This is a genomic window from Paenibacillus sp. 01T442 (assembly GCF_056398345.1).
This window is the reverse complement of record NZ_JBFTPF010000043.1, coordinates 33,992-54,073: the sequence shown is the minus strand read 5'-3', so window position 1 is coordinate 54,073 and position 20,082 is coordinate 33,992. Positions and strand designations below refer to the sequence as shown.

General features: G+C 45.9%; 16 protein-coding genes. 5 read left to right on the top strand and 11 right to left on the bottom strand.

Annotation, left to right across the window (positions count from 1 at the left end):
* The 3 genes from AC1DLM_RS24630 to AC1DLM_RS24620 form a co-directional block, all read right to left on the bottom strand.
* A partial coding sequence (locus tag AC1DLM_RS24630; protein WP_477571441.1) for a transposase occupies positions 1 to 219 on the bottom strand: 219 nt, incomplete at its 3' end.
* Between the two features lie 285 nt (positions 220 to 504).
* Positions 505 to 3,759, bottom strand: coding sequence for a response regulator (locus tag AC1DLM_RS24625; RefSeq protein WP_477571440.1), 3,255 nt, complete (start codon positions 3,757 to 3,759; stop codon positions 505 to 507).
* Positions 3,760 to 3,836: 77 nt separating this feature from the next.
* Entirely contained in the window at positions 3,837 to 5,075 is a 1,239-nt protein-coding gene (locus AC1DLM_RS24620; RefSeq protein ID WP_477571439.1) for a GGDEF/EAL domain-containing response regulator, read from the bottom strand.
* A gap of 300 nt (positions 5,076 to 5,375) precedes the next feature.
* Here AC1DLM_RS24620 and AC1DLM_RS24615 point away from each other — a divergent pair, with 300 nt between their 5' ends.
* The 4 genes from AC1DLM_RS24615 (at position 5,376) to AC1DLM_RS24600 (ending at position 7,848) form a co-directional block, all read left to right on the top strand.
* Positions 5,376 to 6,089 carry a response regulator transcription factor gene (locus AC1DLM_RS24615; RefSeq protein ID WP_171637030.1) on the top strand — a complete coding sequence of 238 codons (714 nt, stop codon included), beginning with the start codon at positions 5,376 to 5,378 and terminating at the stop codon, positions 6,087 to 6,089.
* 174 nt (positions 6,090 to 6,263) lie between these two features.
* The gene (locus tag AC1DLM_RS24610; RefSeq protein WP_477571438.1) at positions 6,264 to 6,890 is read left to right on the top strand and encodes a hypothetical protein; all 627 of its coding nucleotides are present in this window, start codon (positions 6,264 to 6,266) and stop codon (positions 6,888 to 6,890) included.
* Between the two features lie 63 nt (positions 6,891 to 6,953).
* A complete protein-coding gene (locus AC1DLM_RS24605; protein WP_477571443.1) occupies positions 6,954 to 7,160 on the top strand; it encodes a MarR family winged helix-turn-helix transcriptional regulator in 207 nt (68 codons plus the stop codon).
* A gap of 403 nt (positions 7,161 to 7,563) precedes the next feature.
* A complete protein-coding gene (locus AC1DLM_RS24600; protein ID WP_477571437.1) occupies positions 7,564 to 7,848 on the top strand; it encodes a hypothetical protein in 285 nt (94 codons plus the stop codon).
* Between the two features lie 368 nt (positions 7,849 to 8,216).
* On the opposite strand, the gene AC1DLM_RS24595 is transcribed toward AC1DLM_RS24600, so the two are convergent.
* From AC1DLM_RS24595 to AC1DLM_RS24585, 3 genes are all read right to left on the bottom strand, one after another.
* On the bottom strand, positions 8,217 to 9,524 hold the full coding sequence (locus AC1DLM_RS24595; RefSeq protein ID WP_477571436.1) for a voltage-gated chloride channel family protein: 1,308 nt from the start codon (positions 9,522 to 9,524) through the stop codon (positions 8,217 to 8,219).
* A 27-nt stretch (positions 9,525 to 9,551) separates the two neighbouring features.
* Positions 9,552 to 10,994 carry a SulP family inorganic anion transporter gene (locus AC1DLM_RS24590; protein ID WP_477571442.1) on the bottom strand — a complete coding sequence of 481 codons (1,443 nt, stop codon included), beginning with the start codon at positions 10,992 to 10,994 and terminating at the stop codon, positions 9,552 to 9,554.
* 176 nt (positions 10,995 to 11,170) lie between these two features.
* On the bottom strand, positions 11,171 to 12,661 hold the full coding sequence (locus AC1DLM_RS24585; protein ID WP_477571435.1) for a DHA2 family efflux MFS transporter permease subunit: 1,491 nt from the start codon (positions 12,659 to 12,661) through the stop codon (positions 11,171 to 11,173).
* A 229-nt stretch (positions 12,662 to 12,890) separates the two neighbouring features.
* On the opposite strand from AC1DLM_RS24585, the gene AC1DLM_RS24580 reads away from it, so the two are divergent.
* Positions 12,891 to 13,463 carry a TetR/AcrR family transcriptional regulator gene (locus AC1DLM_RS24580; protein ID WP_477571434.1) on the top strand — a complete coding sequence of 191 codons (573 nt, stop codon included), beginning with the start codon at positions 12,891 to 12,893 and terminating at the stop codon, positions 13,461 to 13,463.
* Positions 13,464 to 13,568: 105 nt separating this feature from the next.
* Here the strand turns inward: AC1DLM_RS24580 and AC1DLM_RS24575 are convergent, their stop codons facing one another.
* The 5 genes from AC1DLM_RS24575 to bglB form a co-directional block, all read right to left on the bottom strand.
* A complete protein-coding gene (locus tag AC1DLM_RS24575) occupies positions 13,569 to 15,218 on the bottom strand; it encodes an extracellular solute-binding protein (protein WP_477571433.1) in 1,650 nt (549 codons plus the stop codon).
* Positions 15,219 to 15,397: 179 nt separating this feature from the next.
* Positions 15,398 to 16,318 carry a carbohydrate ABC transporter permease gene (locus tag AC1DLM_RS24570; protein ID WP_171638509.1) on the bottom strand — a complete coding sequence of 307 codons (921 nt, stop codon included), beginning with the start codon at positions 16,316 to 16,318 and terminating at the stop codon, positions 15,398 to 15,400.
* 27 nt (positions 16,319 to 16,345) lie between these two features.
* Positions 16,346 to 17,305 (bottom strand): ABC transporter permease, encoded by a 960-nt coding sequence (locus AC1DLM_RS24565; RefSeq protein ID WP_441991472.1) that lies wholly within the window; start codon positions 17,303 to 17,305, stop codon positions 16,346 to 16,348.
* 191 nt (positions 17,306 to 17,496) lie between these two features.
* Entirely contained in the window at positions 17,497 to 18,897 is a 1,401-nt protein-coding gene (locus tag AC1DLM_RS24560) for a Sapep family Mn(2+)-dependent dipeptidase (protein ID WP_477571432.1), read from the bottom strand.
* 38 nt (positions 18,898 to 18,935) lie between these two features.
* Positions 18,936 to 20,009, bottom strand: a complete 1,074-nt coding sequence (gene bglB / locus AC1DLM_RS24555; protein WP_441991474.1) for a beta-galactosidase BglB — start codon at positions 20,007 to 20,009, stop codon at positions 18,936 to 18,938.
* Between the last annotated feature and the right edge of the window lie 73 nt (positions 20,010 to 20,082).

Sequence of the window (20,082 nt, the reverse complement as noted above, 5' to 3'; positions counted from 1 at the left end):
TTCTTTCTCTTTCAAGAGCTGCTCCAATTGACGGACCTTCTCAGGACTGGCAAGGGATTCACTTTCAAATTGGCGATACTTCGCCACCCATTGATGAAGCGTTCCCGCAGGAATGTTAAGCTCTTCAGCTATTTCCGTTACCGATTTCGTTTGTTCTTGAATAAATTTTACCGTTTGTTGTTTAAATTCATCATTGTACCTTTGCCGTTGTTCACCCATTGTGAACACCTCCTCGTTATGTCTATTATCTTAAATCTGTTAACGAGGTGTCCACTTTTATTCTAGCTGCAGTTCTCCATCTATTAAGTCATTGATCGGAAAATCTCGAAATATAACTGTATAAAATCCATCTATTTGCTTGGAGCACCATATATTTGCGAAACTTACAGCCAGCATATACGCATCTTCACGCCCTATGGCGAAAAAACAGAAGCCTGATGTACGTCTACCGTCTACTCGGTATCAACGTCAACATCAGGCCTCTTAGCCGCATTTTTCACATGCTCAATGAGCTTCACTTAACACGATGCTAGGATTGTTGCCCTGTCCAAGAATTGCATCGATCTCATGCTGAATTTGCTTCAGAATGTGTAAGGCTTCCTGTGGATGGGTGCCATTCTCCAGTTCCTTCTCCATAGCGAGCACCTCCGTCACCAGCGCATCTGCGTAGAAATTCACAGCGATCCCTTTCAGGGTGTGGATCTTTCTTCTAACGGCAACAAGCTCCCCGCCATCTATAAATGGGATCAACTGATCATAGAAGTGATGGTAATCCTGCTTAAATTTCTCCATCATATACTGGAAAATATGCAGCTTCTGATCAATATTCTGCAGCAATTGCTCCACACCAACGCCTGGGTATTGGTTCAACAAGCTCAATTGATTCCATTTCCCTAACATATCTGTCAGCTGCCGTTCCGTAATCGGTTTAATTAGCAAATCATTCATGCCGAGCTTCAGTAGCTGCATGCGATCCTGCATAAGCATATTCGCCGTGAGTGCTACGATCGGCACGAGATTCAAATGCTTGCGCTGTCTCAGCTTCTGGGTAGCCTCATAGCCATCCATCTCTGGCATATGTACATCCATGAGAATCAGCTTCCATGGCTGGCTGTCAGCTAATTCTAAAGCTTCGAGGCCATTCTGTGCGATCACCGTGTGATAGCCCAATTGCTTCAATTGCTCAGAGATGACGAGTTGATTGATCTCATTGTCCTCAACCACGAGAATGCTCCCTTTGGACTCCGTTGCCTGCTCCGCTTCCGTGTGAGTCATGGGAGTAGTTTCCGATGCAACCGTTCGGACCTCCCTCTGAGCTAACTCCTCGATAGCCAGCTTCAGATTCGATCTACTTACAGGCTTCACGAGCACAACATCCGCTTGCAAAGCCTCTGGTAGCTCTGACATCCATTCTCTGCCATCTAGTGTCGTATAAGCGATTATCTTCGTACGTGAACGGTCAATAGGCGCGATCACTCGCTCTAACCCATCCTGGTACTCGAGATTTTCCATTTGCATATCGAGAAGCACATAGTCAACAGGCGAGTCGTTCCACGCATCCTTTTCTAACGCAGCTACTAATTCCGACGCTGTCGCTACGCGATCTGTCTTCAAGTGCATCGCTTCGAGTAATTCCGCGATATGCTTAGCAACTAGAGGATGATCTTCGGCAATCCGAATTCGCTGACTCTGACAAGAATTAAGCTTCGTCTGTACGTTAGCAGGCTGCAATTCCTCTTCGGCATGGACTTTCCCTAGCACTAAATTGAAATAGAATCGGCTGCCTTGACCGATGGTCGATTCAACTTGCAGGACACCGCCCATAGACTGTACTAAATGTTGGCAGATGACAAGCCCTAAGCCTGTCCCCCCATATCGCCGACTCATCGACGTATCTGCTTGCGAGAACGGAACGAAGAGCTTCGAGAGCTGCTCCTTAGAGATTCCGATGCCCGTATCCTCCATGGAGAACGAGAGTAAATAACCCTCATCTGATCTTTCCTCTAGAGCGACTTTCAATCGCAAATAGCCCCTCTTGGTAAACTTAATGGCATTATTCGTTAGATTAATGAGCACTTGCTCTAACCGAAACGGATCCCCACTGACGCGATCAGGCAGGTCCTCCGACGTTTCGAGTATAATCTCGATTCGGTTTTTGCCTAGCGATACACTCGTCAGATCAACTACCTTTTGGAGTGATGCCTCCAGAGAGAAATCTACCGTTTCAAGTGACATTTTACCCGCTTCAAGTTTCGAGAAGTCAAGAATATCATTAATCGTAGCCAACAGAACGTTAGAGGATGAATCGATTTTGCTTAAATAATCCTGCTGAATGGTCGTTAGCTCTGTCCTTTGTAAAAGCAAAGACAAACCGATGATCCCGTTGAGCGGCGTACGTATTTCATGACTCATCCTAGCTAAGAACTGACTCTTCGCCCTGTTGGACTGATCCGCTTCTTCCCGCTTCTTCAAATCCGTAATATCGTGGACCGTTCCCGTCACACCATCAATTTCCTTCTCACCTTCCGTGAATAGAGGCGACAACGTCACATTATAGGCATGCTCGGACCCATCCGGATGCAGGAGGTGAATACCGAACTGTTGCGTTTTTCGCTCCAGAATGGTTTGCTCGAACCCTATTTCCCATGTTTCTGGCTCGTCCATTTGGACCAATTCTGTTAGCCGTTTTCCTTTCACCTGGTCGGCATCCAACTGATACGTCAGATACATCTTACTATTGGACGAAGCAATGGTACCATCCAATTGAAATCGAAATATGAAATCTTCCGAGTTTTCTACCAAAGTCCGATACTGTTCATCCCTTGCTCTTGCTTTAATTAATGCAGCGCGTTGCTCCGTAACATCACAAGCAGAAGCGATCAATTCAATCACGTGACCATATTTATAGATGGGCTGTAGACTGACTAGGATTGTAAAACCGTTATAGTCATACTCATAATTGACTCGTTCGCCCTGCCATGCCTTTTCGTAATATTGTTGGATACGAGCCATAAAAGATTCGTTAAATACATTCACTTCACTGAATTTCTTGCCAATAAATTGGCTGGGTTTCAGACCTAACATCTCCAGCAGCTGTCCTTCAATAACGATATACACGAATTCATCGCGGTGTTTATGCAGCTTAAACGTGAATCCCGGTTGAAACCGCAGCATGTCCAGCATCTCTTCCTCAACCTGTCGAATCTGCCCTTTATATTCCCGATTTCGAAGCATATACCGCATGAAGCAAGCGATTACAAAAACACACATGAACTGATAACTGACGTATTTCAAGATAACATCCAGCGATGTCCCGAATACGAGCCATATCATGGCATAATAAAAGACAAAAAAGAACGTAGACGCATACAGCCATCTCATCCAATACGTTTTTACTTGGGCGAAAATGATGCCAGTTCCAGTAATCGCTGCAAGGCCAATGAACAAAAGCGGCAACGAAATCGCACCTTCGACGACAAACCTAGCTATCCATACGCAAGCAAACGTAATGAATAGAGAAACTATTCCTCCCATATAGGCAGCTAGCAGCAGACCGACACCACGGAAATTCAGACTCACCTGTGGCGCCATTTGAATACTGAAATTCATCAAGATGACCACAAGCGCACCATGTGCCAATCCGATATAGACTTTATGTAACCAGGTTGGCCTCTGATCCAGCTTCATGACAAGGAAGAAATGTTCCACAACTACGACAAAGACCGTTATTAACGCAAAATTGACAATCAAATCACGCAACAGAACAATCACCAACCCGTTTCTGACTCTAGTGCGGATACGCTTCTAACTTATCCTTCATCATTCTATCATTTCGGTTAGGCTAGTTGATACAACATTTCTTCAATATGTCTAACTTCCACTGGTTTGCTAAAATAATAGCCTTGAACGAAGCGGCAGCCATACTCGCGCAGCACCTGCAATTCTTCTTCGGTTTCAACGCCTTCTGCAACGACAGAGAGGTTCAACTGCTTCGCCATGGAGAGCATGGTACTCACAATAATTGCGTTCACTTGGCCGTGTTGTAACCCTTTAATAAAAGATTGATCTATCTTTATTTTATCCACCGGGAGGTCACGCAGGTAGCCAAGCGAGCTATAACCTGTTCCGAAATCATCCATGGCAATGCGCAGACCCAGCTCTTTGAGTTTCCCTATTGTGTCCGCGGCTAGTCTGGCATCCACACTTAGGCTCTCTGTAATTTCAATTTCTAAGTACTGGGGCTCTAAGCCGGTTTCCTCCAAGATCGTTGCTATGATTCCACTTAAGCGACAATCATTGAACTGCTTGCGTGATAAATTAACAGCTACAAACATCGGTGGCAAGCCCGAAAGCTGCCATTTTCGGTTCTGTCTGCATGCTTCTCGCAGCACCCACTCTCCAATATCGTGGATAAGCCCGCTTTCTTCAGCAATCGAAATAAATTCCGAAGGCGGGACAAAGCCGACATCAACATTGTCCCAGCGTAGTAGACACTCCATCCCGACAACACAACTTGTACTAATATCAACAACAGGTTGATAGACAAGATTAAATTCTTCCTTCGAGATGGCATGTCGAAGATGCGATTCAATATCCATCCGTCTCTGCAGTAATGCGCCATTAATTAACGGAGCACCCGGCTGCAAGCTATCCATGTAACCGTCTGTGTGTGTGGTTGCAGGATATACGCCTTTAACGCCATTTTGAACGGCAAGCTTGCAACGTTCGAGGAAGTAGGTGACTACCCCTCCTCCCTCCAAACCCGAAACCAACATCTCTTTATGGAAATAATCGACTGCGCCAAAACGCATCGCTTGGATCGTTTGAGCCGAGCCTTCTGATGTCAGTGTACTTAATATGATTACAGGAATAGGACTATGGTCCATGATTAATTGAAGCGCCGAAAGTCCCAGTAAATCAGGTAAGTCCATATCAATGAGGATCAAGTCCGGCCTGTCACGAAACACACATGCTAGTGCGGCACTGCCATCTGCTACAACCTCTGACAGTATAAGCTGTTCATCCTGCTTTAATATGGTCGCAATGACCCCCTGCGTTCGTTCCAACCTACTCACTAGTAGTACTCCATGCCTGCCTATCAGACTCATTTTCCCCGCCACCTCTTCAAGCCATTCTTACTTATACTACCAGTATACTTTCCACTTATTAGGTTACTTACTTAAATCTTATGAATTTCACACCTCCTTTTCGCTAATATTTTACTAACATTTTTTTGAATTTCCTAGATGAAAACGGTTTACTCTTAAAATTCGACAGCGTATAATAGAATTATTAGCTAAATATTAGCAACATCACTCACCTCATCACTTTTACGAATTTCAAATTAGAAAACTATGCGTTAGGGGGAACTTCTAATGGACAGAGTTCTATTAATTGAGGACGATGATATTATAGGTGAGATGATCTGCATGTATCTGAAGGAGGAAGATTTCTTAGTTCTCAGGTGCCACAATGGACAGGAGGGTCTAACGGCCTTACACAATTTCCAACCCGATCTGATTCTACTTGATCTTATTCTTCCAGACTTTGAAGGTACAGAGCTATGCAATTCCTTACGAGGGCTAACACCTGTTCCGATTATTATCATCTCCTCTAATTCCAAAGTCAGCGAGAAAATCGAAGCCTTTACCGTTGGTGCCGATGATTATTTATGCAAACCATTCAGTATGCATGAAATGAAGGCACGCATCCAAGTCCTATTACGCCGCTTCAAAAAGGAACTACCCGCTGAGCAGCAACTTGCTACTCCTACCCCGATTCGCCAACGGATTACCGTTCCCGCCATGGAGCTCCAAATTAATTTAGAGAAACGAACCTTGCACGTACGAGGTGAATCGATCGAAATGACCTTCTCTGAGTTTGAGCTCATTCGATTGCTAGTTGAACATCCTGAACGGGTATACCGTCGCGAGGACCTGATCAATGCTTTACGCGGATTCGACTCCTACATAAATGAACGGGCGATCGATGTACATATTACGAATTTGCGCAGGAAAATCGAGATCAATCCCAAAGAGCCAAAATATATTAAGACCGTATGGGGCGTAGGCTATAAATTTGTCATCTAAGCCAATTACATATTGACCTGATCCAAGAGTGGATTGGGTCTTATTTTTTGTTTTAATTATTAAAATTAGTAAAAAATGGGTTGACTTTCCAGTTCCATACCTTTATCATTTAAATTCTGAACCGCTGCCGTAAGCGGTAATTATAACTATGTAACTTACAGGTGAGGTATTCGAATGCACAATGATAAGTACATGAGGAAGCTAGATACGCTAGGTCAAGAAAAGAACAAATTATCCGATTTGTTAGCCGACAGCACAGTGCACGCTGAGCATAGAACGGAAGATCATCTAGCTGCTCTGAAGAAGCCTGTCTGGGCTGCAGGAATTCCGAACCATCTCGATATCATTCATGTGGGGGAAAATCATATACATATCTTGAGCTCCTCACTAGAAACCCTCCATGTCATTCCCAACKGCATCCTCGATCTGAATCATCAATTCAACTTACGAAGGGCTCCTAACCAAAGGCAGATCGCACTGTGTATCAAATGGCTGTCTTGTCGCTTGCCGCCTACCTTACAGACTTTCGCTTGTATCGGCAGAGGACTTCATGCCCTGCAACAATCAGCCATTGAGCTTGAACAGGATCGCTATTGCTTACGCGAGGATTTCCTTCTATTTGCGCAGCAATTGGCCCTTCAAGAGTTTCATACCTTTGCTGCTAATTCCCCTTCGAAACCAGTATGGGTGCAGGAGATTATTGCCTTGCACTGCGTTATTCTAGCGGGATTGTTCAAATCAGGTGCCTCTAAATTCATGCCACACACGTTGGAATCCAATTCATTAACGGGGCTAATCTAAGTAAATTCAACACGGGAATATGCGTTGTTAAAGTCACTTGTCAGGGTGGCTTTTATTTTGTGCATGTGGACATTCGGGGATGGACTTACGCAGAAAGTGTTGCATGAGAAGCTTCAGATCCGTCCAGCCTCCTTGACCAATCTGATCGACACGCTCGTTGCAGGAGGCTGGGTGTTACGCAAGTCTGATGATCAAGATGCACGGGTAAAGCGCGTCTATTTAACTGAAACCGGGCATGGCCATGATCACCGAGCTGGAGTAGCATCTTAGGGATAGCTTGCACCAGAGGAAGCGTCCCTCCTTCTTGTTTGGATGAAGAAGATCCACGCACATCTTCCGAAGGATTCTTAATGGACCCTATCTGCGATAGAACCAGCCTTAAACGAGGTCGTTTATTGGGAATGACCTCGTTTAAGGTATTTAATTAACCAGGTATTTCTCCGCCCCATTATTTAGGTAAGCTAAATATAAGTAGGGAATTATGAGACAATTTCACAATCTCAAACCCGCACCAAGTCTAGCTTTTTTCTCACAAAAAAAGGGACTACCTCCCCAAATCTCGAAGTAAAAGGCGTCGAAACCAACAACCCGAGATGAAGAAAGGTATTCCCTATGTATTCTATTCAACAGCAAGAATTGTTTTCCATCCAACAATTACTGGAAATTAAGCCCGATGACTGGTACGCTCCCATACTTGAACATCTGGATCCCTACTCCCGCTCATAGCGCAGGGCAATTGACCTTGCTGCTGCCGAAGCAAGGCGGCGTGATGTTCGCCGCGGATGCAGCGGCCAATATGATGGGCCTTGGCTGGAGCATCGGCCGCGAGAACTTCGCGCAAGCGAAGCAGGACTTGATCCGCCTAGGGAAGGCGGAGTTAAATGTCGCTTGCTTCGGCCACGGCAAGCCGTTGCTCGAGAAGGCTTCGCAAACGTTTCGAGCCAAGAGGGTTCACTGAAGCATTAGAGTTAGTCGATTATTTCGACTAACTCCTCTGCATTCGCTCTGTTACGCCCGAGATAGTCGATTATTTCGACTATCTCCTCTGCATTAGTTCGATTTTGCCGAATTAATCTCACCGCGCGCGCCAATAAATCTCAATTAGTCCGAAATGACCCAACTAAATCGCCTCAAACAACCCACACGCCAGGAAAATGGCTAAATAGTTCGGCATAATCGGACTATTCCTCCATTTTCACAAGCAATCTTCGTTTTAGTTCGGAGAAATCGGACTAAATCGAGGATTTCAACAAATAAAACAGGCCATCCACAAGTAGACTTCTCTACTTTACAGGACGACCTGTTACCACTCAATCACTCAATCACTCATTCCTTCTTCTTCACCTTGATTGAAGCCAGTGTGGCTCCCTCAGGCACAGCGTGTCCTCTCGATTTGGACAATCCGATTCGCTGTGACGTGTAGATTCCTGAGTGGCCGGAGAACAAATAGCTCACGATGCACGCCATGAACATGTAAAGGATCCCCTCGGAACCGAACAGCTCCACGCCCATGATGAAGCATGCTAGCGGCGTGTTCGTCGCGCCACTGAATACCGCGATTAGCCCAAGCGCTGCTAAGAATGGCGCGGAAAGCCCCAACAGATCGGCTAGCGAATTGCCCAGCGTAGCGCCAATGACGAACAGTGGGGTTACTTCCCCGCCGAGATAACCAGCACCGAGAGTAAGCGAGGTGAACAACGTTTTCCATAAGAAGGCCAAATGCGCAACGGGCTCTTCAAAGGATTGCTGCAGCAGCGGAATGCCCAGCCCCAGGTAATCCCTCGTTTTGAATACCGCAACAAGCGCAATAATCACAAGGCCGCCGACAAACGCTCGCAGCACTGGGTTCGCAAATAGCCGCGTATACAGCTTTTTCACCCCATGCGTTAGCTCGCTAAATAGGATGCTGGCTAATCCGAATAGAATTGACGCCATCACGACCTTGAGTATAACCCCTGTGGATAACTCAGGGACGCTCCCCATCACATAGTGAATATGCTGAATCCCCCCTGCCGTGGTCACGAGGTGGGCCACCAAGCTGGCAATAAAACAAGGGATCAGCGCCTGATATCTCACCATCCCAATGGCGACCACTTCCAGGCCGAAGACAGTTCCCGCAAGCGGCGTCCCAAACACAGAGCCAAACCCGCTGCTAATGCCGCAAATGAGCAGGATTTTCCGATCAGCCTCATCCACTCGGAAGATGCGCCCTATCCATTCGGCGAAGCTTCCCCCCATTTGAACAGCCGTCCCTTCGCGACCTGCTGATCCGCCAAATACATGCGTGACAAGGGTCCCTATGAGAACCAACGGTGCCATCCGGAAAGGAATCACTTCCTTGCCATCATGCAGCTGTTCGAGGATCAGGTTATTCCCCCTGCCCGAATTTTTGCCCATTTTCAGATAGACATAAGCCATCAGCGCCCCGCCTAAGGGTAATAGAAACAACAACCACGGATGGTGCAATCGTTTCTCAGTTACAAGGTCTAAGCTGGCTAGGAACAGCGCAGAAGCGGAACCCGTCACAATGCCGACTAGGCTTCCATAGAAAATCCATTTGATGAATGAACCTATTAATGCAACATGTAGGAATGTAGCAGCATACTCTGCGAGTGCCTTTAGACGATGTTTCAACGTAATTCTCACCCCTCATTGAAAGGCCTAGTGTTGCAAGGGTCCGACTCGATCCAACAGATGCTTGCTTTCCGCGTTCAAGCCAATCATCGTTACGGTTTTATTGATTTGCTCGTATCTTTGCATGGTTTTGGCAATCGCCGTCACGGCCGAATGATCCCAAACATGAGATGAGCTGAAATCGATAACGATGGATTCCGGGTCATTTTTATAATCGAAAAGCTCAACGAAATGCGCCATCGTACCAAAAAACAACTGTCCCGTGATACGATATACCTTGGTCCCATTTTTCTCGATCGTCGTGTGAGCCTTGATTCTTGCTGATCGCCAGCCGTACACCAACGCGCTTAATATTACGCCTGATACAACACCAATCGCCAAATCGGATGTGGCCACAACGATGGCAACCGTCACAATCATAATAAGCGCATCACTCCGTGGGATTCTAGCCAATGTTCTTATCGAGTTCCAATCGAAGGTCCCGATGGATACCATGAACATCACGCCAACCAGCGCCCCCATAGGAATTTGCTTCACGACATCGCCGAGAACAAGAATAAGGAAGAGCAGAAACACCCCGGATACGAACGTCGATAACCGCGCTCTTCCTCCGGATTTCACATTAATAACCGTTTGCCCGATCATGGCACAGCCTGCCATCCCGCCAAACAACCCTGAGACCACGTTCGCGATCCCTTGGCCTTTTACCTCTTTGTTTTTGTCGCTTTTGGTCTCTGTCATTTCATCCACAATCGTGGCCGTCATCAGGGATTCCGTCATGCCGACAACCGCAAGTGCTAAGGAGAACGGCAGCATGCGCCAGATCAGTTCGAAAGACAATTCAATTTGTGGAATATGGAAAAAAGGCAGCTCTTGCGTAATTTTGCCCATATCTCCTACCGTCCGAAGATCTAGATGCAAACTCGTAGAAATGATAGTCATTACAATGATCGCCACAAGTGGCGAGGGCACCGCCTGTGTGAATCTCGGCAATATATAGATAATCGCAAGGGTACCAGCAATCATCAACGGCATTTGCCAATTCGCCCCTTCAAAGCTTGGGATCTGCGCCATAAAAATAATGATCGCCAATGCATTCACGAATCCCGTCATGACCGAATGGGGGATAAATGTAATGAATCTGCCAAATTTCAAAAGCCCCATCACATACTGGAGAATGCCCGTAAGTATCGTCGCGGCGAATAAATACTCGATCCCGTATTTCGCCACAACAGGTCCCATCAACGAAGCCATTGCCCCTGTAGCAGCCGAAATCATTCCTCTACGCCCGCCTACAATAGATATCGTAACGGCAATACAAAAAGAGGCGTACAACCCCACCATCGGGTCTACACCCGCTAAGATCGAAAAGGCAATAGCCTCAGGAATCAGCGCTAAAGCCACCGTTATGCCTGCGAGAACATCCTTACGGACGTTCGAGAACCACGCCATTTTAAACTGCTGAACCAACAACCTATCTCCACTCCTTCCACGTACTTCTTGACCTTTCAGTCTCAGAAAAGTCGGGTCCGTTCGTCAACTTGTCTCATTATACACAAATATTCGACATCCCTCTAGATGAAAAAGAAAAAGCACAGCACACTCCAAAGGAGCGTACTGTACTTATCCGCGAGCTTCTATTTGTCTTACGATGCACGAACTGGTTTGCGATTTGTAACAACTTCTGTTTCTTCTTCCGCTTGACCTACACGTTTGATAAAGAAGGAAAGCACCAAGCCAACAACTCCGATTCCAATAATAACGAGATAAGAATCATTAATACCCTGAATCGATGCTTCTTTAATCATTTCTTTCGTAGCAGTCGCTGCTTTACCTGTCGTCATGATCTCGATGAGATGAGATTTCGTTCTAGTTGTCATAACGGTAATCAATAGTGCCGTACCAACGCCTCCCGCCACTTGCTTGATGGTATTGGATATCGCCGTACCATGCGCATTCAGCCTTGCAGGCAATTGATTGAGTCCCGCCGTCGTGATCGGCATTAAGAATAGCGCCATCCCGAAGCGTCGACCTGTCGACATGAGAACTAAATAGGTATAACTTGTAGAATCCGTCAAATTGATGAATCCTAGTGTGGTTACGATCGTAATGACCATACCGATAATGGACAACCACTTCGCTCCGAATTTATCGAAAAGCTTACCAGCTATTGGCATCATCAAGCCCATAAGCAGTGCGCCAGGGAGCATAAGGATACCTGATTCCAACGCGGTATAGCCGCGAGCATTTTGCAAATACAACGGAAGCAGCATCATATCCGCATACATGACCATTGTTACTGCGATGTTGATTAAAGTGGTCAAGGTAAACATGTTGTGTTTAAACGCTCTAAGATCTAATAGTGGTTCTTTGATAACGAGTTGACGCCATGTAAATAGAATTAAGGCAACTACACCAACAATGATAGATACGATAACTTCCGCACTGGACCAGCCTTTGCCACCAGCACTGCTGAAACCGTAAAGAAGGAAACCGAATCCGACGGTTGAAAGAATGGCACCCCACGTATCAATTTTGGGATACTGACGTTCAGAAACATTTTTCAGATAGATAAAAGCAACAGCAATAACTAAAACAACAATAGGGATGATACCATAGAAAAGAGTACGCCACGAATAATGTTCCAAAATATAACCAGCAAGAGCAGGGCCGACTGCAGGGGCAAAAATGATTGCCAATCCAACCATGCCCATAGCTCCTCCACGCTTATCTGCCGGGAAGATCGTCAAAATAACATTCATCAGAAGCGGCATGATAATACCTGCCCCAGCTGCTTGAATCAGACGACCCGTCAACAACACCTCAAAGCCTGGCGCCACGGCTGATACAATGGTTCCAATGAGGAAAATAATCATGGACGCTTGGAACAGCTCCCGCGTCGTAAAGCGTTGCATCAGGAACGCTGTGATCGGAATCAAAACACCGTTAACCAACATATAACCAGTGGTCAACCATTGTCCTGTTGAAGCGGCAATATTGAACTCGACCATGAGTGGCGGCAAGGCAACGCTCATAATCGTCTGATTCAGAACAGCGATGAATGCCCCCAGAATCATAACAAATAATAGGGGACCTTTTTTAATAGAACTAGGGTCAAATGCTGCAATTTTACTCATTTCACATATTCCTTTCAAATTCAATTTCTAACTAATTGACAATGTGTTGTATAATAAACTCGATGTAAATAGTATTATAGTCATCAATCCTTATGTTCACAAGCAACAGCTTTTTTATAAATGTTTATTAGTTAACAGTTTTTTATTAATGTGTCGTCTACTCTATACATAATCCACAAATATTGCAGGAATTGTCGTCTATCCTTAGGTAAGAAGGAAGTGTTTAATTATGTCAACAAAAGTACAACGAACTGATCCTCGTGTGCTTCGTACGAGGCTTTTGATCCGAGAAGCATTCATTGAATTACTTCAAGAGCTTGAAGTTGAGAAAATAACCGTGAATCGCATTGCGGAGCGAGCGACGATCAATCGCGTCACCTTCTATCTTCATTATCGAGATATTCCAGATATGATTGATAAGTTAGCAGATGAGATGATCCATGAAATCCATGAGATTTTGCATGAAGCTCCGAACTTGAAAGGTTTTAACATGCAGATCATCATCAACATACTCGAACATATCGCGGTGAACTCGAAATTTTACAAGATCTTGCTAGCTTCCAAGCGGATTCCCGTGTTCACAGAACGACTCATGAAGCTCATCTCTGACTATATCACTAGTCGCATAGACAAGTTGGAAACATCCTCCACTTTGAACGTCCAGAAAGATATCGCAATCTGGTACGGCTCCTCTGCCATCATTGGTACGATTGTCTTCTGGCTCCGCAATGATTTGCCCTACACGCCAGTATTCTTGGCTGCACAGCTCGCTGAGCTTCTGCATTTGCCCAAACCCGAATAGTCCATCATTCATCCGGGCATATTATTTGGCAGACACATTAACAGCAGTTTGTAAAAACAAAAGGAGCGAACCAGAAATCTGTTCGCTCCCCTGCATGCAACCTCGTTACTTCTTCATCGTTTTATAAGCTTCGCTAATCTCTTTGTCGTAATCTTTTCCTCCGGCTCTTTCCCATGCGCCAAGCATCTCCGCATACGTCTTCTCGAAATCCGTAGAAATAATCACTTTGGAAACCCCTTCATACAGGCTCTTCTCGATGGTTGCAACGGTCTTCTGAGCTACAGGTCGTGGTGAGTCGATCACCGTGTTCGGTTTGCCGAATTTCTTGAAAATATCATAATAGGTTACGAATGAATTGGCATACTCTTCTCGCTGCTTCTCATCCGGAAGTGAAAGGGCTACTGACTTAATGAGTTGTTCTTTGTTTAATGCGGGTCCCCCTTGTTGAACAATAGCAAGGTCTCCCGCCAGAGATACCCATGTAGTTTTCTTATTCAGTTCAGGATCAATCTGGACTTTAACGCCACCGTCATCCTTCCAGTTCACTCCCTCAATTCCGCTTTGTACGGTCGCAAGGTTCTTCGGTTGAACCATCCAGTTCAGATACTTCAAGACAGCATCCGGATTCTTGCTGGATTTCGGAACTGCGACAAGCATAGAGAAATCCGATACCTTTGACATAAGCTGAGTTCCGTCCGGACGTTTAAAGGGTTCTACAGGTACCCAATTGGCTGTTGGGACCGATTTGCGTGTGGCCACATTCAGGTTCCACGGTGTGTCATTGGAATCTACGAAGCCAGCAACACCACTATTAACCTGTTGCGTAAACTGCTGAGAGTTCACATCCGTGACAAATTCCTTGGAAATCAGCCCCTCTTTGTACACTTTGTTCATCCATTGGTAATAGGCTTTACCTTCAGGTGTAGCAACGGAAGAGGTGAAGACACCATTCTTATAGTTGCCATCTGGTGCATAGAACTGGTTACTCGGGCCGTCCATATTGACGCCGAAGCCAAACATCGGACCATAGTAGAATGCTTTCATAGATTGGTTGATGGCAGGAAGCGCCCATGGGATTACTTTGTCTTTCCCTACGTTGCCCGGGTCTTTCTCTTTAAAGGCTTTCAGTACCTGATATAATTCTTCGTTCGTAGTCGGATTCTTCATCCCTAGCGCATCAAGCCAGTCTTTACGAATTTTCATGTTGGGGCCGGAGTATGTGTTCGCCTTCAGGGCAGGAATCGCATACCTTTTACCTTTGTACATGCCCACTTGGTCAAGCGCTAGTTTGTTATTCTTAATCAAGTCTGGATACTTGGCTAGATAGGAATCCAGCTCCCATAATCCGCCTTGTTCCGCGTATTTGAAGATCGTATCCATGGAGTAGGTTAGAATAATGTCAGGTGCTTCACCGGAAGCCATCCATACGTTCAGTTTCTCCGATTCCTGCGCTCTAGGCAGGGAGACGAATTCCACGTCGAGACCTACCTTCTTCGTTTCATCAATAACATATTTAATAATCGGGTTATTGCCTAGGTTTTGCCCCTCTGGCGCATTCGCGCGGTCCCACAATGTGACACGGATTTTGGCTGGTTTTTCAGGTTCCTTGCTTGGTGTTGTTGTGTTACTGCCACTAGGTGAAGTTGTTGCTGTGCTTCCGCCCTCATCTTTGTTGGAGCAAGCAACCAAGAAACCCGAAAGCATGAGCATAACAGCCATACTTCCTAATACCCCTTTTTTAAGTACCTTTACCATAACGCTTCCTCCCTAGTATGAAATTTCAGGCCTACTCGTTGAACTGGGATTTCACCCATATCTGGTTGGGAATGCATGTAACTTAAGCGCTTGCATTGTAAATATAGGCGCTTTCATTCGGCGTTTCTATTCTATAAATTTGACATTTTGATAGTTTTTTTGTTATTCACCTTTGTTCTTCATCCTTTAACTGATCCGAGGAACGACCCCTTCACAAAATACTTTTGCAGGAAAGGGTATACGATCAGAATCGGAACCGTGGCGAAGACAATCGTAGCTCCCTTCAGTGACTCCTCAATGACGTTGAGATTATCCAACGATTGCATCGTTTCCAATGAAGTATCCATCTGGGCAAGCAGCAGTATGTTCCTCAGTTTCACCTGTAACGTATAGAGCGCCGAATCGTCGATGTACAGGACGGCTGCAAAATAGGCGTTCCAATGGCCAACCGCATAAAACAGGCTTATCGTTGCCAATACGGCACCGGATAGGGGAAGCACGACCTGTGCTAAGTAACGCAAATTGCCACAGCCGTCCATGACGGCCGCCTCACGCAGCTCTTCAGGGAGATCCTGAAAAAAGGATTTCATGATAATAACGTTAAACGCGCTGATTAATCCTGGTAGCATCAACGCCCATAAGCTGTTCAACAGCCCTAGCGACTTGATCAACAAGTAGCTGGGAATCATACCGCCGCTGAAAACCATGGTCACAATCATGAAATTCATAAAATATTTGCGTCCCTTCAAGTCCTTCCTGGAGAGAGGATAAGCCGTTGTAATCGAGAATAGCATGTTAAGAGCAGTACCGACCACCGTAATATAGATGGTTACCCCTAACGATCTGATGATATTGGAATCTGTGACGACCGATTTCATCGCATCAAGCTGAAATTCGACAGGCCAAAGCACAACTTTACCCGTCTGTATGGCGTGGCTGCTGCTGAAGGCATTAGCTAACGTATTAATGAAGGGAAATATACATATGAAAGTAAATAGGATCAGCAGGGTATAATTAAAAATGTTAAAACTTACATCCCATCCCGAGTACTTGCCGAATAAGCTGCGTCTATTTCCATGTTTGTGTGCAGTAGCCGCCATATCTCTACTCTCCTACTCATTCGAATTTTACCAAAGTCCTTCTTTACCCAGACGCTTGGCAAAATAATTCGCACCAAGCACAAGAATAAGATTAATAATCGATTGCGACATTCCGATGGCCGTCGTAATTCCGAATTGCCCCTGTTTAATCCCCGAGGAGTACACGTATGTGCTAATGACCTCCGAAATATTCGTAACAACAGGATTCTGCAAGGCAAAAGGATGCTCGAAACCGATGGATACCATATGACCGATATTGAGGATCAACAGGATAATCACAGTCGGCATAATTCCTGGCAGCGTAATATGTACGATTTTTTTCCATCTGCCTGCACCATCCATAACAGCTGCTTCGTACAAAGAAGGATCGATCATCGTCATCGCTGCAAGATAAATAATCGTTCCCCATCCCGCTCCTGCCCATACGCTGGACAATGTGTAGATGATGACCCACCAGGTCTCCTCGATCATGAAATAGATCTCTTCCATCCCAAGGAATCTCATCATACTATTGACAATCCCATATTTTGGGGAAAGCAGATTATAAATAATCCCGCCCATGATGACCCAAGACATAAAGTGTGGCAAATACAGAAGCGATTGCGATATTTTCTTGAAATATTTCGCCCTGATTTCATTCAGCATTAGCGCCAGAATAATCGGTGCTGGAAATCCAACAATAAGGCCTAGAACATTAAGCAGCAGGGTATTGCGGACGATCCGATAGAAATCCTGAATCTGTAGCATCTCTTTGAAATGGTGCAGCCCTATCCAATCCGAATCGAAGATCCCTTTGAAGATGTTATAATCCTTAAAAGCAACGACAAGCCCGAACATCGGAATATAACAAAAAACAAAGAAGAAGATAATGCCTGGGACAAGCAGTAAGTACAAATCGTAATTTTTGAACAGCTCTTTGGTAAAAGCGTTTCTTGGTTTACTGTCCGTCTGTGCAATTACATGGCGTTTATGTGATTGTACTTCCATACCCTTGCTCCTTTCTCCAAATACGAAACCCCTTAATTGAAAGCGTTTTCTATACAGTTAAAATAATTCGCTGCACAGCCTATTCTTCTAGGTATGTTGCAAGTGTACTCGCTTGTGAAACTGATTGACATGCTAGAAATTTTACTTTTTATTAGTTTTCTTTACTTCATCTTTATATCTCTTACTCTCGGTCAATCGATCAATAATTCGTACATGCCCTGTAAGCAGATTTCGGCATGCTGCATCATATCGTCAATAAAGATGAATTCGTCTGCTTGATGTACATGGGTGTCGACGCCCCCAGGTAGCCCCGCACCGAATGCGACACCATTGTTCCGCATTTTACGGGCATAGGTGCCAGCGCCCATACGCAGCAGCACGGCTTCATCTCCGGTGATTTTCTTGTAAGCGCGGCTTAACCGGACAATGACCGGATGGCTCTCTGGTACATAAACGGGAAGTAGATGTCGCGTCAACTCAATATGGATGCCATTCTTGCCCGCTAGACCGTCAACCGCAGATAATATACCAGCGCCGTCATGGCTGACTGGATACCGAATATTACACAGTGCTTCCGCACGATGGAGATCACAGGAAATGGTGCGCAAATATACGACCAGTGCGCCTGAGAAGCTATCGCTACAAGCGATACCGAGCGACTGCCCGCCTTTCTCCGCGCCTATCTTACTATTGAGGAAGTGCAAGAGGCTGTCCCAATTGGTAGTCAGTCCTTGTCCACTTAGGTAAGCAACCATGTTTGCGATGGCATTTCGCGATCCTGTTGGACTGTCAGCCAGAAACTCGCTTCCTGCTGTTAACACCAAACCGCCATCCTCGTCGTATGCGACCGACATATTCGCCTGAATGTTGATCGCAGCGTGAAAATTTGCCACCTGGCTATCGGTAAGCTGCGCCAGAGAAAGCGACGCCGTGCACTTCTCCGGAATGAGTGTAAGCATATTACCACCCTTCAGAGACAAGATCGTCAGCTGCGGTTTCGTGGAAGACAATTCTTGTTCACTGGAGAACACCACGTTCATACTGCCCATTTCCACATTGAAAATTGGGTAGCCAGCATCAGGCGCAAATGCCATTGCTGGAAGCTGTTCCCTCTCGAAATAGTAGTCGAGGTCTTTCATGCCACTCTCCTCATTCGTACCAAAGATCAATCGGAGACGGCGATTGCCGGTAATGCCTAGATCCATCAGCGTTTTCAGCGCATAGAGAGCAACTACGGCTGGTCCTTTGTTATCGGATGCACCTCTTCCGATGATCTTGCCATTCTCAATGACGCCGCCAAACGCCGGGAACGTCCATCCCTCTCCTTCTTCTACTGTATCCAGATGAACAAGCACGGCAGCGATCTCCTCGCCTTGTCCGTATTCGGCATGACCTGCATACCCGTCCACATTAGTCACTTCGAACCCTAACGATTCAGCCAGGCTGAGCATATATTGCAAAGCACGATCAACGCCAGCCCCGAACGGTTTTCCCGGCTCTGGGGTGGCCATGACGCTTCTTATTTGTACGAGTTCAGAAATACCAGCCGTGATTGCATCCCGATATTTGTGGATTTCGTTCCCAATAATCATAGGTTTACCTCCCACCTTCCCACATTCGCTTCCAACGGTTAGTCGACATGATGAAGGCTTTCCACCAACATCAGCAATGTCATCGATTGCCCATAGGGCATCGGACATATCGGGATTTCGCGATAGAACTGTAGCGTACGCCCCATGCGCGTACCGTAAGATACGCCGTGAACGGCTCCTTTTACGTCAACCTTATTCATGACCGCCTGCAATGCCTTCAACCCGACTTCTTTGTAAACTTCGCTGATATAGCCTTTGCGAACTGCCTTTAGAATGCCGTATGCAAAACCTGCAGTTGCTGAGGTCTCCTCGTAGGATGTCGGATCGTTCAGCAATGTCGTCCACATCCCGCTCGGTCTTTGCAGCTCAGTCAGCTTCTGAATCTGACGTTCTAGCGAAGAAAGCAAGAATACTTCCACACCTAGCGGTATCTTGACGATATCTAAGTAGTCGACCAACCCAGCCGTGTACCACGCATTACCGCGACCCCAGAGCGCTTCCGCGAAATTATGACCCTCCATGAAACTCCAGCCATGGAAAAACAGTCCCGTTTTCTTGTCCGTCAAATACTTCAGATGGACGAGGAATTGACGGATACTTTCTTGTACATAGTGATCCTTGGTCAACAAAATGCCCATCCGGCCCATGAACAGCGCCGTCATATAGAGCGTATCGTCCCACAACTCGCCTTCGTTCGCGTTATCGATCGTCTCGTGCGTGATCCCAAACTCAGGCGTGCGGGGCATCTCATCTGCCGCATAACTAACCCACTCTTCACATATCCGTAGATACTCTGGATTACGCGTTTCCTCGTACAGGTAGCTTAGTGTCAGCAGCGGACACATCGTATTGACATTCTTCGGTGGCAGCCCCTCACGAATCCGACTGTCGAACCAATCGGTTAAATACGTAAACACATCACGATTCTGGGTTTCCTTGTAATACAAATATAGAGAGAACAAGCCGACTCCCTGGGACCAATCCCATTTATCCATCGTAATGATGCTGATTGGCGTGTCTTCCTGGATCGTTGCCTCCAGATTTTTCATTCCGCTAATGACTTTATGAATCAAGATCTCTATCTCTTGCCGCTGTATTTGCGCGATAGTCACGGTAAGCACCTCCTAGTACGCACTATAAAGTGCTTATAACCATAATGTATCGCACACGTCCAGCAGTTTACAT

Bases quoted from the DNA above. Each gene is read 5' to 3' on its own strand.
- AC1DLM_RS24615 (WP_171637030.1), top strand. From the start codon at position 5,376: ATGGACAGAGTTCTATTAATTGAGGACGATGATATTATAGGTGAGATG.
- AC1DLM_RS24570 (WP_171638509.1), bottom strand. From the start codon at position 16,318: ATGGCGGCTACTGCACACAAACATGGAAATAGACGCAGCTTATTCGGC.
- AC1DLM_RS24600 (WP_477571437.1), top strand. From the start codon at position 7,564: ATGACTGGTACGCTCCCATACTTGAACATCTGGATCCCTACTCCCGCT.
- AC1DLM_RS24580 (WP_477571434.1), top strand. From the start codon at position 12,891: ATGTCAACAAAAGTACAACGAACTGATCCTCGTGTGCTTCGTACGAGG.
- AC1DLM_RS24560 (WP_477571432.1), bottom strand. From the start codon at position 18,897: ATGATTATTGGGAACGAAATCCACAAATATCGGGATGCAATCACGGCT.
- AC1DLM_RS24585 (WP_477571435.1), bottom strand. From the start codon at position 12,661: ATGAGTAAAATTGCAGCATTTGACCCTAGTTCTATTAAAAAAGGTCCC.
- AC1DLM_RS24605 (WP_477571443.1), top strand. From the start codon at position 6,954: ATGTGGACATTCGGGGATGGACTTACGCAGAAAGTGTTGCATGAGAAG.
- AC1DLM_RS24565 (WP_441991472.1), bottom strand. From the start codon at position 17,305: ATGGAAGTACAATCACATAAACGCCATGTAATTGCACAGACGGACAGT.
- AC1DLM_RS24575 (WP_477571433.1), bottom strand. From the start codon at position 15,218: ATGGTAAAGGTACTTAAAAAAGGGGTATTAGGAAGTATGGCTGTTATG.